Source organism: Pseudomonas oligotrophica, assembly GCF_021726475.1.
Classification (GTDB): domain Bacteria; phylum Pseudomonadota; class Gammaproteobacteria; order Pseudomonadales; family Pseudomonadaceae; genus Stutzerimonas; species Stutzerimonas oligotrophica.
The window spans coordinates 176,507-189,836 of record NZ_JAKJRU010000006.1; the positions used below are offsets into that span (position 1 = coordinate 176,507).

The 13,330-nt window shown below is 66.0% G+C and carries 15 protein-coding genes; 7 read left to right on the forward strand and 8 right to left on the reverse strand.

All coding sequences use genetic code 11. The features are described from left to right. Positions 1 to 35: 35 nt before the first annotated feature. The 3 genes from ruvC to aspS all read right to left on the reverse strand — a co-directional run bounded on the left by ruvC (position 36) and on the right by aspS (position 3,292). Complete coding sequence (ruvC, locus tag L3N39_RS14055; protein WP_237258073.1) at positions 36 to 560, reverse strand: crossover junction endodeoxyribonuclease RuvC; 525 nt, start codon at positions 558 to 560, stop codon at positions 36 to 38. 154 nt (positions 561 to 714) lie between these two features. Next, complete coding sequence (locus tag L3N39_RS14060) at positions 715 to 1,461, reverse strand: YebC/PmpR family DNA-binding transcriptional regulator (protein ID WP_237258074.1); 747 nt, start codon at positions 1,459 to 1,461, stop codon at positions 715 to 717. A gap of 55 nt (positions 1,462 to 1,516) precedes the next feature. Next, positions 1,517 to 3,292 (reverse strand): aspartate--tRNA ligase, encoded by a 1,776-nt coding sequence (gene aspS / locus L3N39_RS14065; protein WP_237258271.1) that lies wholly within the window; start codon positions 3,290 to 3,292, stop codon positions 1,517 to 1,519. A 252-nt stretch (positions 3,293 to 3,544) separates the two neighbouring features. Here aspS and L3N39_RS14070 point away from each other — a divergent pair, with 252 nt between their 5' ends. Next, a complete protein-coding gene (locus L3N39_RS14070; RefSeq protein ID WP_237258075.1) occupies positions 3,545 to 4,015 on the forward strand; it encodes a Dps family protein in 471 nt (156 codons plus the stop codon). Positions 4,016 to 4,214: 199 nt separating this feature from the next. After that, a complete protein-coding gene (locus L3N39_RS18910) occupies positions 4,215 to 4,850 on the forward strand; it encodes a cold-shock protein (protein WP_284691948.1) in 636 nt (211 codons plus the stop codon). A 20-nt stretch (positions 4,851 to 4,870) separates the two neighbouring features. Here L3N39_RS18910 and L3N39_RS14080 read toward each other — a convergent pair whose 3' ends face one another. Further along, positions 4,871 to 5,077, reverse strand: a complete 207-nt coding sequence (locus tag L3N39_RS14080; protein ID WP_237258076.1) for a SlyX family protein — start codon at positions 5,075 to 5,077, stop codon at positions 4,871 to 4,873. Between the two features lie 2 nt (positions 5,078 to 5,079). Then, on the reverse strand, positions 5,080 to 5,502 hold the full coding sequence (locus L3N39_RS14085) for an HIT family protein (protein ID WP_237258077.1): 423 nt from the start codon (positions 5,500 to 5,502) through the stop codon (positions 5,080 to 5,082). A 411-nt stretch (positions 5,503 to 5,913) separates the two neighbouring features. Here L3N39_RS14085 and L3N39_RS14090 point away from each other — a divergent pair, with 411 nt between their 5' ends. The 4 genes from L3N39_RS14090 to L3N39_RS14105 all read left to right on the forward strand — a co-directional run bounded on the left by L3N39_RS14090 (position 5,914) and on the right by L3N39_RS14105 (position 10,572). Continuing rightward, positions 5,914 to 7,155, forward strand: a complete 1,242-nt coding sequence (locus L3N39_RS14090; protein WP_237258078.1) for an OprD family porin — start codon at positions 5,914 to 5,916, stop codon at positions 7,153 to 7,155. Between the two features lie 159 nt (positions 7,156 to 7,314). Next, on the forward strand, positions 7,315 to 9,030 hold the full coding sequence (locus tag L3N39_RS14095; protein ID WP_237258079.1) for a proline--tRNA ligase: 1,716 nt from the start codon (positions 7,315 to 7,317) through the stop codon (positions 9,028 to 9,030). Between the two features lie 10 nt (positions 9,031 to 9,040). After that, positions 9,041 to 9,991, forward strand: coding sequence for a hypothetical protein (locus L3N39_RS14100; protein WP_237258080.1), 951 nt, complete (start codon positions 9,041 to 9,043; stop codon positions 9,989 to 9,991). A gap of 8 nt (positions 9,992 to 9,999) precedes the next feature. Further along, entirely contained in the window at positions 10,000 to 10,572 is a 573-nt protein-coding gene (locus L3N39_RS14105; protein ID WP_237258081.1) for a lytic transglycosylase domain-containing protein, read from the forward strand. Between the two features lie 6 nt (positions 10,573 to 10,578). Here L3N39_RS14105 and L3N39_RS14110 read toward each other — a convergent pair whose 3' ends face one another. Further along, positions 10,579 to 11,034 carry a TlpA family protein disulfide reductase gene (locus tag L3N39_RS14110; protein WP_237258082.1) on the reverse strand — a complete coding sequence of 152 codons (456 nt, stop codon included), beginning with the start codon at positions 11,032 to 11,034 and terminating at the stop codon, positions 10,579 to 10,581. Between the two features lie 192 nt (positions 11,035 to 11,226). Here L3N39_RS14110 and L3N39_RS14115 point away from each other — a divergent pair, with 192 nt between their 5' ends. After that, a complete protein-coding gene (locus L3N39_RS14115) occupies positions 11,227 to 11,619 on the forward strand; it encodes a hypothetical protein (RefSeq protein ID WP_237258083.1) in 393 nt (130 codons plus the stop codon). Here the strand turns inward: L3N39_RS14115 and L3N39_RS14120 are convergent, their stop codons facing one another. Continuing rightward, on the reverse strand, positions 11,620 to 11,799 hold the full coding sequence (locus tag L3N39_RS14120) for a hypothetical protein (protein WP_237258084.1): 180 nt from the start codon (positions 11,797 to 11,799) through the stop codon (positions 11,620 to 11,622). 175 nt (positions 11,800 to 11,974) lie between these two features. Continuing rightward, positions 11,975 to 13,204: a YihY family inner membrane protein gene (locus tag L3N39_RS14125; protein WP_237258085.1), complete on the reverse strand. Its 1,230-nt coding sequence runs from the start codon at positions 13,202 to 13,204 to the stop codon at positions 11,975 to 11,977. Positions 13,205 to 13,330 lie beyond the last annotated feature (126 nt).

Genomic DNA, 13,330 nt, shown 5'->3' on the forward strand with positions numbered 1-13,330 from the left:
GATGCGCCCGCCAGGGGCATGAAAAATTATCCGCTCTACAACCGCAGCCGGCCACCGCGCCGGCGGGCGCCGGCCAGCCCATGGGGAATCAGGCTCTGCCGATGATGGGCGTGGCACAAGGCGATGGCCAGGGCGTCCGACGCATCGATCTGCGGCTTCTGCACCAATTTGAGCAAGTGCATGACCATCATTTGCACCTGCTGCTTGTCCGCCCCGCCGGTGCCAGCGATGGCCTGCTTGACCTGGGTCGCGGTGTACTCGGCGATCTGCAGGCCCGCCTCGGCCCCGGCGACGATGGCCGCGCCCCGTGCCTGGCCGAGCTTGAGCGCCGAGTCGGCATTGCGCGCCATGAACACCTGCTCGATACCCATGGTCACCGGCCCGTACAGGCGGATGACCTCGCTGATGCCGCGATACACCGCCTGCAGCCGCTCGTGCAGCTCGCCCCCCCCGGTGCGAATGCAGCCGGAGGCCACGTACTCGCAACCGCGTCCGGTGTCGCGCACCACACCGTAGCCGGTAATGCGCGAGCCGGGGTCGATACCAAGGATCAGCGTCATGCAGCCGCCATACTGTCTATATATCCAGCGCCAGAGTATAGGGGCCAGCCAGGGCGACGGCTACCGGCACGCCACTCGAGGCCGGCTGCCTCAGAAACAGCGAAGCCGGAAGCATCCGTGGATGGCTTCCGGCTTCGCAGCGGCCCGGCAGCACTCAGTCCAGCTGTTCCATGATCTCGCCGGGGATGTCGGCGTTGTGGTAGACGTTCTGCACGTCGTCCAGGTCCTCCAGTGCATCGATCAGGCGCAGCACCTTCTGCGCGGTCTCCAGATCGGCCACCGGCGCGGAAATCGACGGGATCATCGCAACCTCGGCTTCGTCGGCCTTGAAGCCCGCCGCGGCCAGTGCCTCGTTGACGGCATGGAACTCGGTGAAGCTGGTGTAGACCTGCGCCGAGCCGTCTTCCTCTACCACCACGTCGTCGGCGCCGGCCTCGAGGGCCGCCTCCATCAGGGCATCCTCGTCCACGCCCGGCGCATAGCTGATCAGCCCCTTGCGGTCGAACATGTAGGCCACCGAACCATCGGTACCCAGGTTGCCGCCATTCTTGCTGAACGCATGGCGGACTTCGGCGGCGGTGCGGTTGCGATTGTCGGTCATGGCCTCGACGATGATGGCCACGCCGCTCGGCGCATAGCCCTCGTAGCTCAGCTCGACAACGTTGTCGGCGTCATTGTTGCCGGCCCCGCGGGCGATCGCCCGGTCGATCACGTCGCGCGACATGTTGGCGGTCAGCGCCTTGTCCACGGCCAGGCGCAGACGCGGATTGTCCGCCGGGATCGCACCGCTCTTGGCCGCCACGGTCAGCTCACGGATGAGCTTGGTGAAGATCTTGCCCCGCTTGGCGTCCTGGCGCCCCTTGCGGTGTTTGATATTGGCCCATTTGGAATGACCCGCCATGAATCTCTCCCTCTCTTAACGCTGTTGGTGCCGGGACCCGGTCCCGGCACGCCCTTCACTCTGCCTTCGGCTGCTCGCGCAGGCGGATGTGCAGTTCGCGAAGCGCCTTGCCATCGACGGCACCCGGCGCCTGGGTCATCACGTCCGCGGCGCTCTGGGTCTTCGGGAAGGCGATGACTTCGCGGATCGACTGCGCGCCGGTCATCAGCATCACCAGGCGATCCAGGCCGAAGGCCAGGCCGCCATGCGGCGGGGCGCCGAACTTCAGTGCATCGAGCAGGAAGCCGAACTTCTCCTCCTGCTCGGCCTCGTCGATGCCGAGAGTGCGGAACACCGCCTGCTGCATGTCCTTGCGATGGATACGGATCGAACCGCCGCCCAGCTCGGTGCCGTTGAGCACCATGTCGTAGGCACGCGACAGCGCGGCGGCCGGATTGGCCTCCAGTTCCTCGGGGCTGCACTTGGGCGCGGTGAACGGATGGTGCAGCGCGGACAGCGAACCGTCGTCGTTCTCCTCGAACATCGGGAAGTCGACCACCCACAGCGGCGCCCAGTCGCAGGTCAGCAGCTTGAGGTCGTGACCGAGGCGGATGCGCAGCGCGCCCAGGGCCTCGGAGACGATCTTGGCCTTGTCGGCGCCGAAGAACACGATGTCGCCGTCCTGGGCGCCGACGCGGTCGAGGATGACGTTGAGGTTGTCTTCCGGGATGAACTTGACGATCGGCGACTGCAGGCCCTCGACACCCTTGGCGCGCTCGTTGACCTTGATGTAGGCCAGGCCCTTGGCGCCGTAGATGCCGACGAACTTGGTGTAGTCGTCGATCTGGCTGCGCGGCATGCTCGCCGCACCGGGGACGCGCAGCGCGGCGACGCGACCCTTCGGATCGTTGGCCGGACCGCTGAACACCTTGAATTCGACGGCATTGAGCTGGTCGGCGACGTCCACCAGCTCCAGCGGGATGCGCAGGTCCGGCTTGTCGGAGCCGTAGCGGCGCATGGCTTCCTCGAACGGCATGTGCGGGAACTCGCCGAATTCCAGGTCCAGCACTTCCTTGAACAGCTTGCGAATCATGCCTTCGGTGATGCCGATGATGTCCGCCTCGTCGAGGAAGCTGGTCTCGATGTCGATTTGGGTGAATTCAGGCTGGCGGTCGGCGCGCAGGTCCTCGTCGCGGAAGCACTTGGCGATCTGGTAGTAGCGGTCGAAGCCGGCCACCATCAAAAGCTGCTTGAACAGCTGCGGCGATTGCGGCAGGGCGAAGAAGTTGCCGGCATGGGTACGGCTGGGCACCAGGTAGTCGCGCGCGCCCTCGGGAGTCGGGCGGCCGAGGATCGGCGTCTCGACGTCGAGGAAGCCGTTCTCGTCCAGGTAGCGGCGGATGCTGGCGGTGATGCGCGAGCGCAGCTTGAGCTTCTCGGCCATCTCCGGGCGACGCAGGTCGACGAAGCGATAGCGCAGGCGGGTTTCCTCACCGACATCGCTGTACTCGTTGAGCGGGAACGGCGGCGTCTCGGCCTCGTTGAGCACCTCGAGCTCGTAGCCCAGCACCTCGATGGCACCGGAGGCCATGTTCGGATTCACCGCGCCGGCCGGGCGCAGGCGCACCTTGCCGGTGACCTTCACCACGTACTCGCTGCGCACGCGATCGGCCTTGGCGAAGGTTTCCGCGCGATCCGGATCGAACACCACCTGGGCCAGGCCTTCACGGTCCCGGATATCGAGGAAGATCACCCCGCCATGGTCGCGACGGCGATGTACCCAACCGCAGAGGGTGATTTCCTGACCATCCAGGCTTTCGTTCAGTTGGCCGCAATAGTGGCTGCGCATCATGGTGGCTTCGCTTCTCGTATCGGTGAATTCGTTGATCGCGGTATCGGCTTCGTGCAACACATCGAGCCGCCGGGCACAAGCGCGGGATTATATCCACTTAATCGGCATGACGCAGCCGTCGCCCGGCCACCGGCGGGAACCCGGCGCCAAGTGCCGTTTCAAACGGCCTGGGCAGCTTTTACCGCCTGCAACGGAGGAGACCTTTGTGGCTTACTATCCGTGCCTGGCTCAACCAAAACCGGAGAACGAAACATGGAAATCAACATCGGCATCGCCGAACAGGATCGTGCCGCCATCGCCGAAGGACTCTCCCGACTCCTGGCCGACACCTACACCCTCTATCTCAAGACCCACAACTTCCACTGGAACGTGACCGGGCCGATGTTCAACACGCTGCACACCATGTTCGAGACGCAGTACACCGAACTGGCCCTGGCAGTGGACGAGATCGCCGAGCGCATCCGTGCCCTGGGCTTCCCTGCGCCGGGCACCTATGCCGCCTACGCGCGACTGTCCTCGATCAAGGAAGAGGAAGGCGTGCCCAGCGCCGAAGAGATGATCAAACTGCTGGTCGAAGGCCAGGAAGCGGTGGTCCGCACGGCCCGTGGCATCTTCCCGCTGCTGGACAAGGTCAGCGACGAGCCGACCGCCGACCTGCTGACCCAGCGCATGCAGACCCACGAAAAGACCGCCTGGATGCTGCGCAGCCTGCTCGCCGCCTGATGCGGCCGGCGTGGACGGGCAGCCGTCCACGCCCATCGCCGCAACCGCTGCTCACATACCCCTCGTTTGCTGCCGCCCGCGCGCTCCTGTTAAATACCGCCGCGTTTCGGCGACCCGCCTTGGCCGGCTATCCGGCCGAAACCGTCGCAAGACCTTGCCGCCGCACGCTTTCGTTATTTTTCCAGTCGCGAGTTCAAGCATGTTGAAGATTGTGCATCTGTTCACGGGCATCGCTGCCCTGCTGCTTTCGTTCGTTCCCAGCCTGCGTGGCCAGGCTCCGTTGCTGGAGCACGCCCCGGCCATCGGCCTGTTTCTGATCGGCCTGCTGAATATCCAGTTCATCCCCTTCTGCAGGCTCCAGGTCCAGAGTACCCGGCCGGTATTCGTCGCCGCCTCGGCGCTGATGCTGCTGGCCGCTGCCATCCAGGCGCTCGTCACCCTGATCCCGATCGACCACCTCGCCGGCCAGCCGGCCACACTGGCCGCACTACTGCTGGCGCTGGTCGCCGTCCTGCTGCACCTGGCGACCCTGCAGAGCCAACCCGGCTCGAGCGCCGCGCCGCGCCGCGAACGCCCGCGCGAACGTGCGAGCGACACGGTCGCCAGCCCCTCCGGCCAGGGCCCGCGCGAGACCGGCACGGTGAAGTGGTTCAACACCTCGAAAGGGTTCGGCTTCATCTCGCGCGAGACCGGCGAGGACGTCTTCGTGCACTTTCGCGCCATCCGCGGCGAAGGCCATCGCGTGCTGGTGGAAGGACAGCAGGTGGATTTCGCCATCGTCGTGCGCGACAAGGGCCCGCAGGCCGAGGACGTGGTGATCCTTCACGCCCGCTGAGCCCCTGCCCCCGCCGTCGCTCAGTAATGCGGCGGCGGGGGCTCCTCACCCTCATCACCGATGCGACTCTGCATCTCCTCCTGCCGGCGAGCCAGCACCTCGAGCTGCAGCTGCAGGCGATCGAGCGTCCGCTGCTGTTCGACCAGCACGTCGCTCAGCGTCTGCAGGGCGTCGTCCTGAAACGCCAGGCGGGTTTCCAGATCGGCAATTCGCGCTTCGCTATCCATGGTCATTCTCCAAAACGAAACTCTTGGTCCAGCACAAGCTTGAGCTTGTGGCGGATCGTGGCGACCTGCTCGGGCGTGTAGGGCCGCGCCGGCACCTGCCCCCAGACCGGCGCCGGCCAGCTCGCATCGCCACGCCGACGGGCGATCACATGCACGTGCAGCTGGCTCACCACGTTGCCGAGGGTGGCCACGTTCATCTTGTCCGCGCCGAACGTGTCCTTGAGCAACTCGGCCAGGTCGGTCGCCTCTCGCCAGAGCTGCGCCTGGTCCTGCGGGTCGAGCTGGAACAACTCGCTGACCTCTTCGCACCTGGGCACCAGGATGAACCAGGGGTAGTTCGCATCGTTCATCAGCAGCAGGCGGCACAACGGGAAGTCGCCGATCGGCAGGGTGTCCTGCGCCAAGCGCGCATCGAGGGTAAACATCAGGCTCGCTCCTCAGTTCGATGACGGGGCAAGGGCGCCCCACGACAGGCCATCAGGATACGCCAGCCGACGCCCCGCGACAGCGCCCTCCACTGCGCGCCCCAGCCCGGCGCAAGCGCCCGCGCCAGACGCACCGTCCTGGTGCGCCAGCAGCGGGACCAGCCCGCCGAACGCCGCGCAATCGGCGAATCGCAACTTGTGCACGCTTCTTGCTGGAACCCTGTTGATTGGCGCGAATGGCCTGACCAGGTAGCCAGCTTGCCCTAGCGCGCAACCCCAACTAGACAGTACAGTCAGCGCACAGCGCGGCTGCCGACACATAGAAGCGGCCCGCTAACGCAAATCGAATAATAATTTTGCCGGAATGCACGGGCATGAAGGCAGTCGTTTAAACCAAAGGAGCAAATCACGATGAAAGTGATGAAGTGGAGTGTAATTGCCCTCGCCGTTGCAGCGGGCACTTCGCAGATGGCGGTTGCCAGCCAGCAGTCCGAAGCCAAGGGCTTCGTCGAAGACGCCGGCCTGGACCTGCTGCTGCGTACCACTTATTTCAACCGCGACTTCAAGGACGGCGTGGGTGATGTACGCAGCCTGGGCCAGGGCTTCATTACCACCTTCGAATCGGGCTTCACCCAGGGCACCATCGGCGTCGGCGTCGATGCGTTCGGCCTGCTCGGCGTGCGCCTGGATGGCGGTAGCGGCTACAACTACGGCGCCATGTTCGAACTCGACTCCGAGGGCGACCCGGTACACGACGTCGGCCAGGCTGGCGCTGCCGTCAAGCTGCAGTTCTCCAACACCGTGGTCAAGTATGGCGACCAGATGCCGATGATGCCGGTACTGGCCTCTGACGATTCGCGCCTGCTGCCCGAGTCGTTCACCGGCACCCTGATCACCAGCAAGGAGATCGACGGCCTCGAGCTGAATGTCGGCCGCTTCACCGCCGACAGCTCCATGCCCTCTTCCAGCCACGACGACGTGGGCCTGAAGAGCATCGACGTGATCGGCGGCACCTATGCCTTTACCGACAATCTCAGCACTTCGCTTTATTACGCGGACAACGAAGACGTGGCCAAGAAGAAGTACGCCAACGTCAATTACGTGATGCCGCTGTCCGACAGCCAGTCGCTGGGCTTCGACTTCAACATCTACGACAACAAGTTCGACAAAGAGACCTTTGGCGAGACTCTGGATACCACCATCTGGAGCCTGGCGGCTACCTATTCGGTCGGCGCGCATGCCTTCATCCTGGCGCACCAGCGCGTGAGCGGCGACAGCAACTACTTCTACGACATCGGCGACGGCGGCAGCTCCATCTGGGTCGCCAACTCCTACTACTCCGACTTCAACTGGAAGGACGAGCGCTCCTGGCAGGCCAGCTACGAGCTGGACTTCAGCAGCTTCGGCATGCCGGGACTGTTCTGGAAGACCGCCTACGTCTACGGCGACAACATCGATACCGGCGCTGGCGAAGGCAAGGAACGCGAGTTCTTCAACCAGGTCCAGTACGTGGTGCAGAGCGGCCCGGCCAAGGATCTCAAGGTCAAGCTGCGCAACTCCATCTACCGCTCCAACGGCGCCCTGCGCGACGCCGGCAGCCCGGACCTCAACGAGATCCGCGCCTTCGTCGAATACCCGCTGAGCATCCTGTAACACCGCTCGACGCTGTTCGACCCAAGGAGCCCGGCGCAAGCCGGGCTCTTTCGTTTCTGCCCGCCGCACCATCCGCCAGCTCATTCTGTACGTGCCCCACGCCGGGCCGTACAATGCCGAGCCACATTTATCGCCTCCCTGCAAGGACACAACGGCCAGATGCGCACCAGTCAGTTCCTGCTCTCGACCCTCAAAGAAACCCCTTCCGATGCCGTGGTGATCAGCCACCAGCTGATGCTGCGCGCCGGCATGATCCGCAAGCTGGCTTCCGGCCTCTACACCTGGATGCCGATGGGGTTGCGGGCGCTGCGCAAGGCCGAGGCGATCGTGCGCGACGAGATGAACAAGGCGGGCGCCCTGGAAGTGCTGATGCCGGCGATCCAGCCGGCCGAGCTGTGGCAGGAGTCCGGTCGCTGGGAGCAGTACGGCCCCGAGCTGCTGCGCATCAAGGACCGCCACGAGCGTGATTTCTGCGTCGGCCCGACCCACGAGGAAGTGATCACCGATCTGGCGCGCAACGAGCTGAACAGCTACAAGCAGCTGCCGATCAACTTCTACCAGATCCAGACCAAGTTCCGTGACGAGATCCGCCCGCGCTTCGGCCTGATGCGCGGCCGCGAATTCCTGATGAAGGACGCCTACTCCTTCCACCTGTCCCAGGAGTCGCTGCAGGAAACCTACGACCGCATGCACCAGGCGTACTGCAACGTGTTCACCCGCCTGGGGCTGGATTTCCGTCCGGTGCAGGCCGACACCGGCTCGATCGGCGGCACCGGCTCGCACGAGTTCCACGTGCTGGCCGAGTCCGGCGAAGACGATATCGCCTTCAGCGACAGCTCCGACTACGCCGCCAATATCGAGAAGGCCGAAGCCATCCCGCGCGAGCGCGAACGTGCTGCCGCCACCGAGGAACTGCGCCTGGTCGACACCCCCGATGCCAAGACCATCGAGCAACTGGTCGCGCAGTTCGACCTGGCCATCGAGAAGACAGTCAAGACCCTGGTGGTGCACGCCGCCGAGAAGGGCAAGCTGATCGCCCTGGTGGTGCGTGGGGACCACGAGCTCAACGAGATCAAGGCCGCCAACCTGGCCCAGGTCGCCAACCCGCTGGTGATGGCCTCCGAAGCCGAGATCCGCGCGGCCATCGGCGCCGGCCCCGGCTCGCTGGGCCCGCTGAACCTGCCGATTCCCTGCGTGGTGGACCGCTCGGTGGCCCTGATGGGCGACTTCGCCGCCGGCGCCAACGTCGAGGACAAGCACTACTTCGGCATCAACTGGGAGCGCGACCTGGCGCTGCCGGAAGTGGCGGACCTGCGCAACGTGGTCGAAGGCGACCCGAGCCCGGATGGCCAGGGCAGCCTGATGATCAAGCGCGGCATCGAGGTCGGCCACATCTTCCAGCTCGGCACCAAGTACAGCGAAGCGATGAACTGCCAGGTCATGGGCGAGAACGGCAAGCCGGTCACCCTGATCATGGGCTGCTACGGCATTGGCGTTTCTCGTGTCGTGGCCGCGGCCATCGAACAGAACTACGACGAGCGCGGCATTCTCTGGCCGGACGCCCTGGCGCCCTTCCAGATCGCCATCGTACCGATGAAGTACGAGAGCCCGGCAGTGCGCGAGGCGACCGACAAGCTCTACGCCGACCTGGTTGCCGCCGGGTACGAGGTGCTGCTCGACGATCGCGACAAGAAGACCAGCCCCGGCGTCAAGTTCGCCGACATGGAACTGATCGGCATCCCGCACCGCATCGTGGTGAGCGACCGCGGCCTGGCCGACGGCGCCCTGGAATACAAGCATCGCCGCGACAGCGAAGCCCAGGCCGTCGCCATCGCCGACATCCTGCCCTTCATCAACGCCCGGGCATCCCGCTGACCACCGAACCATGCTCAACCAACGAGTTGCCACTCAAACAGGCGCCGCGCTCTGCGCGGCGCTGCTGCTTGCAGGCTGCGCCAACCAGCTGCCGCAGCGCAGCGAACATGAAGCACGTACCGAGCGCAAGCTGCTCGACCACAGCCTGCGCATCGAGGTAGGCGAGCCCATGGTGCTCGAGCTGCCGCAACGCCGGGTGCGTGTGCAGGAGCAGAAGACCTTCGAAGTCACCGACTTCGAGGTGACCCGCCGCTACGACCGCTACACCCCCTACCAACCTTGGCGCGAACTCTACGAGATCCCGCTGGGCGCGGTGGCGGTGGTCGCCGGCATCGGCGCGAACCTGGCGAACGTCGTGCTGCTCGGCAACGTGCCGACCAGCGCCACCCGGGACTGGATCAGCTACGGTTTCGCCGGCCTCAACCCGTTCATGAACGCCGAGACCAATGGCCGCTCGCAGCAGAACCTGGCCAGTGTCGAGGAACAGCGGCGCGATGCACGCCTGGAGTATTCCAGCCTGCCCTGGGCCGAACGCCCGGTGACCGTCACCGCCGGCGAGCAGAGCCATTCGCTCAATACCGATCGCAACGGCATCCTGCGGCTCAACCTGCTCGACGGACCTTTCGCCGAGCAGGACATCGCCCAGGTCGGCAAGCTGCAGCTGAGCGTCGAGGACGACGACGGCACCCGCGCCGACGCGCTGTTGCTGGTCAGCCACACCCTGCGCAGCAAGCTGCAGGAGGCACATGCGCTGATCTTCGACGACCTCGAAGGCGACGACGTGTCCCAGTGGGTCTACCGCGTCAAGCGGCTCTCCGAACTCGGCCTGGAAGAGGAAGCCAGCGAACTGGAGCAGAGCCTGGTGGAGCTGACCCGCCACGATCCCGAGCTGCAGCAGCAGTTCCTGCAGAGCCTGCTGCACGATGCCGGGCGGCAGGCCAGCCCGGCCGCCGGCGACTGAGCACGACGATGCAGCGGCATGCCTGCCTGGTGCTCCTGTTGTCGGCGCTGGCACTGCCCGTTGCGGCGAACCTGCGCCAGGCGCCCGAGCCCGAGTTGCGCCAACTGCTGCAGCGCACCGTCGCCGAGGCGGACAGCTTCCAGGATCGCTTCGACGCCGAGGTCTGGCTGCTTGACATGTCCACCCGCCTGCAAGGTTACGTCGCCGACCCACACGAGCGCCTGGAGCTGCTGCGCCTGGTGCATCGCGAAGCGACCCGCGCCGGCCTGCGCCCCGACCTGGTGGTGGCGCTCATCCATGCCGAAAGCCGCTTCGACCGCTTCGCCATCTCCAGTGTCGGCGCCCAGGGCATGATGCAGGTGATGCCATTCTGGAAAGCCGAACTGGGCCGCCCGCAGGATAACCTGACGGACAACGCCACCAACCTGCGCTACGGCTGCACCATCCTCAGCTACTACCTGAAGCGGGAGAACGGCGACGTTCGCCGCGCGCTGGCCCGCTACAACGGCAGCCTGGGCCGCGATCGCTATCCGAACAAGGTGATCGGCTTCTGGCACGACTACTGGTACGTGCGCCCCTGACGCCTGCTACCGGGCGCCGAGCTGCTCGATCCGCGCCGCCAGGCCTGCCGCCGTCTGCTCGCCGACCAGCCGCTCGCGCACCCGGCGCTCGGCATCGACCAGGTAGGTGACCGGCAGTACCGGGCTGCGCTCCAGGGCCAGCCGCTCGGCCGGGTCGTCAGCCAGCACACGAAAGCGGATGCCCAGCGCCTCGGCAGCCTGGGCCAGCTCAGCACCACGCAGCTCGTCGAAGTTGACGCCCAGCACCACGAGATCCTGCCGGGTCTCGGCCAGGCGGTTCAGCTCGGGAATTTCCGTACGACAGGGCGCGCACCATTCGGCCCAGTAGTTGATCACCACCCAGCGCCCCGCGAGGTCATCGGCCGCAACCGGCCGGCCATGCTGGTCAGCCCCCCAGTCCGCCTCGCAACCGCCAAGCAGTGCCGACAGCGCCAGCAGGGTAATGGTGAGAATCCGCGTCATCGGTCGCCTCGCATGCCTGGCCAACGGAATCGCGATTGTGCCGCCGCTGCCCGCGCTTGGCGAGCCGCGACCGGGCGGTGGCGGGGTTCGCGATCTGCGAGTCCGGTCACGGGCGGCCACTGCAGCGCTCACAGTTTTGCCGTGCCGGCGCTGCCTATAATTCGGCCTCCCCATCGCAACGGTGCCTGAGCCATGTCCAAGCAATACGAGAAACTCGTCGGGTCGGTACCCGCTCGCATTGTTCAGCAAGCCACCCTCGTGCTGACCAGCCATGACGGCAAGGTCGCCGAATACAACGTCGCAGCCTGGCTGCAGCTGCCTGGCCAGGCCGGACGAGGCATGTCGCTGCTGGCACGCTATCGCGACGGCAATGCCCTGCGCGAAGCGCCCATCGACCACGGGCGCATCGACACCAGCGGCAGAATCCTGCTCTCCGGCATCGCCCGGCTGCCGATCCGCCAGGCAGCCGAGGACCTGCAGATCGTGCTGCGCTCGGAGATTGCAATCGAAGTGATGATCGTCGACGAACTCTTCGTCCAGCCCGCCGCCCCGGCCGAGGCCGACCGCCAGCGCGTGCCGGCCTGATCAGCCGACAGCCTGCTCCACGCGGGCCCCAGCCGACTCCGGCACCGGCTCGGCGGCGCGCTCGACCAGCGACTCGGGCCAGTGGCTGAAACGCAATCCGGTCAGCCGGTTGAGCGCATCGAGCGCTGCAGCCGGCATGCGACGATGTAAGTGGATCACCTTGCCACGCTCGTTGTTCATCTCTGTCCTCCCTGCCCCTCCCGTGCAAAGCGAGAAGCGTGCCACGCCGGCGAAGGCCCTGACTTGCCAAGGGCGGCTGGCGCCAGGCCCTTGCCGCCGCGCCTGGTCGACGCCTGTCACCCGCGGGTTGCGTCTGCCGCGTACGGCAACGACCGCGAGCAACTGGCACACCCACTCAGCTACTGACGTTTTTTGTCACATCACCCTGCAGCCAGTCCGCCAGGCTGCCGTCGAACAGTCGCGCCTGCTCGGCCTGCAACTGTTGCAGGGCTTCGCACAGGGGCAGGTACCAGGGCTCGTCGAGGCCGCCGGCAAGGGCGGCGGGATGCCGGATCGGCCAGGGATTGCTCTGCATCAGCTGCTGCATCGGGTAATGCGCCAGGTCGCGACAGAGCACCCAGCCGCCGCCGCCCGTGCGCGTCACCAGCTGCTCGGCCTCGAGAAACCCGATCAGCTCGTCCCATTCGTCGCTGGGCAGCGGCCATCCGGCGCGCCGCAGCCCGCGCAGGTCCAGTTCGCGCCCGTGCTGCTGGCGCTGGTGGAGGATGCGCAGCAGCACCAGCAGCAGCACCAGGCGCGGCAGCGATCGGCGCCGCCATTGCGTCGACGACGACAGGCCGCAGACCAGCTCGGCGCCGAACAGCACGATGATCCATGACAGGTAGATCCACAGCAGGAAGAACGGCACCGTGGCAAAGGCGCCGTAGATCAGCTGGTAGCTGGGGAAATAGCTGACGTACAGGCCGAACAGCTCCTTGGCCGCCTCCAGCAGCGCCGCGGCGAACAGTCCGCCGGCCAGCGCATGCTTGAGCGGGACGCGGGTGTTGGGTACCGCCGCGTAGATCAGCGTGAAGGCGGCCACGCTCAACAGCAGCGGCATCACCTTCAGCAGGGTACTGGCGCCGATGATCGCGTAGGGACCGGACAGCAGCGTCAGCGAGGCCAGGTAGGTACTGGTGGCGAACGCGGCGCCCAGCAGCAACGGGCCGAGGCTGAGGATCGCCCAGTACAGCATGAAGCTCGAGATGCCGCGTCGCGGCTGGCGGACGCGCCAGATGGTGTTGAAGGCCTTCTCGATGGTCAGCAGCATCATCAGCGCGGTGGCCATCAGCAGGCCGACGCCGAACCAGGTCAGCTGGCGCGCCTGCACGGAAAAGGCCACCAGATACTCCTGGATGGTGGCGCCGGTCGAGGGGATGAAATTGCGGAAGATGAACAGCTGGATCTGCTCGCCGACGCCCTGGAACGCCGGCACCACCGAGAGCATGGCGAAGGTCACGGTCATCATCGGCACCACCGCGAACAGCGTGGTATAGGTCAGCGCGGCGGCGCTCTGCGGGCCGCGGTCGGCGAGAAAGCGCCGCAGCAGGAAACGACCGAACTCCAGCAGATTGTCGATGCGCAAACCCTGTCCTCTCGCCTGGCTGCCGCGTGGCCGGTCCGGCAAGCGCCACATCCCGGTCGATCCGGGTTTCGGCAGCCTGCCCCGTGAAGGTTAGAATGGCCGCCCTCACCGGCCGGACGCAACCCA

Excerpts from the sequence above, each read along its gene's own strand:
- L3N39_RS18910 (WP_284691948.1), top strand. The coding sequence starts at position 4,215 with ATGTTGAAGATTGTGCATCTGTTCACGGGCATCGCTGCCCTGCTGCTT.
- L3N39_RS14105 (WP_237258081.1), top strand. The coding sequence starts at position 10,000 with ATGCAGCGGCATGCCTGCCTGGTGCTCCTGTTGTCGGCGCTGGCACTG.
- L3N39_RS14095 (WP_237258079.1), top strand. The coding sequence starts at position 7,315 with ATGCGCACCAGTCAGTTCCTGCTCTCGACCCTCAAAGAAACCCCTTCC.
- L3N39_RS14070 (WP_237258075.1), top strand. The coding sequence starts at position 3,545 with ATGGAAATCAACATCGGCATCGCCGAACAGGATCGTGCCGCCATCGCC.
- L3N39_RS14120 (WP_237258084.1), bottom strand. The coding sequence starts at position 11,799 with ATGAACAACGAGCGTGGCAAGGTGATCCACTTACATCGTCGCATGCCG.
- L3N39_RS14110 (WP_237258082.1), bottom strand. The coding sequence starts at position 11,034 with ATGACGCGGATTCTCACCATTACCCTGCTGGCGCTGTCGGCACTGCTT.
- ruvC (WP_237258073.1), bottom strand. The coding sequence starts at position 560 with ATGACGCTGATCCTTGGTATCGACCCCGGCTCGCGCATTACCGGCTAC.
- L3N39_RS14115 (WP_237258083.1), top strand. The coding sequence starts at position 11,227 with ATGTCCAAGCAATACGAGAAACTCGTCGGGTCGGTACCCGCTCGCATT.
- L3N39_RS14080 (WP_237258076.1), bottom strand. The coding sequence starts at position 5,077 with ATGGATAGCGAAGCGCGAATTGCCGATCTGGAAACCCGCCTGGCGTTT.
- aspS (WP_237258271.1), bottom strand. The coding sequence starts at position 3,292 with ATGATGCGCAGCCACTATTGCGGCCAACTGAACGAAAGCCTGGATGGT.
- L3N39_RS14090 (WP_237258078.1), top strand. The coding sequence starts at position 5,914 with ATGAAAGTGATGAAGTGGAGTGTAATTGCCCTCGCCGTTGCAGCGGGC.
- L3N39_RS14100 (WP_237258080.1), top strand. The coding sequence starts at position 9,041 with ATGCTCAACCAACGAGTTGCCACTCAAACAGGCGCCGCGCTCTGCGCG.
- L3N39_RS14060 (WP_237258074.1), bottom strand. The coding sequence starts at position 1,461 with ATGGCGGGTCATTCCAAATGGGCCAATATCAAACACCGCAAGGGGCGC.
- L3N39_RS14085 (WP_237258077.1), bottom strand. The coding sequence starts at position 5,502 with ATGTTTACCCTCGATGCGCGCTTGGCGCAGGACACCCTGCCGATCGGC.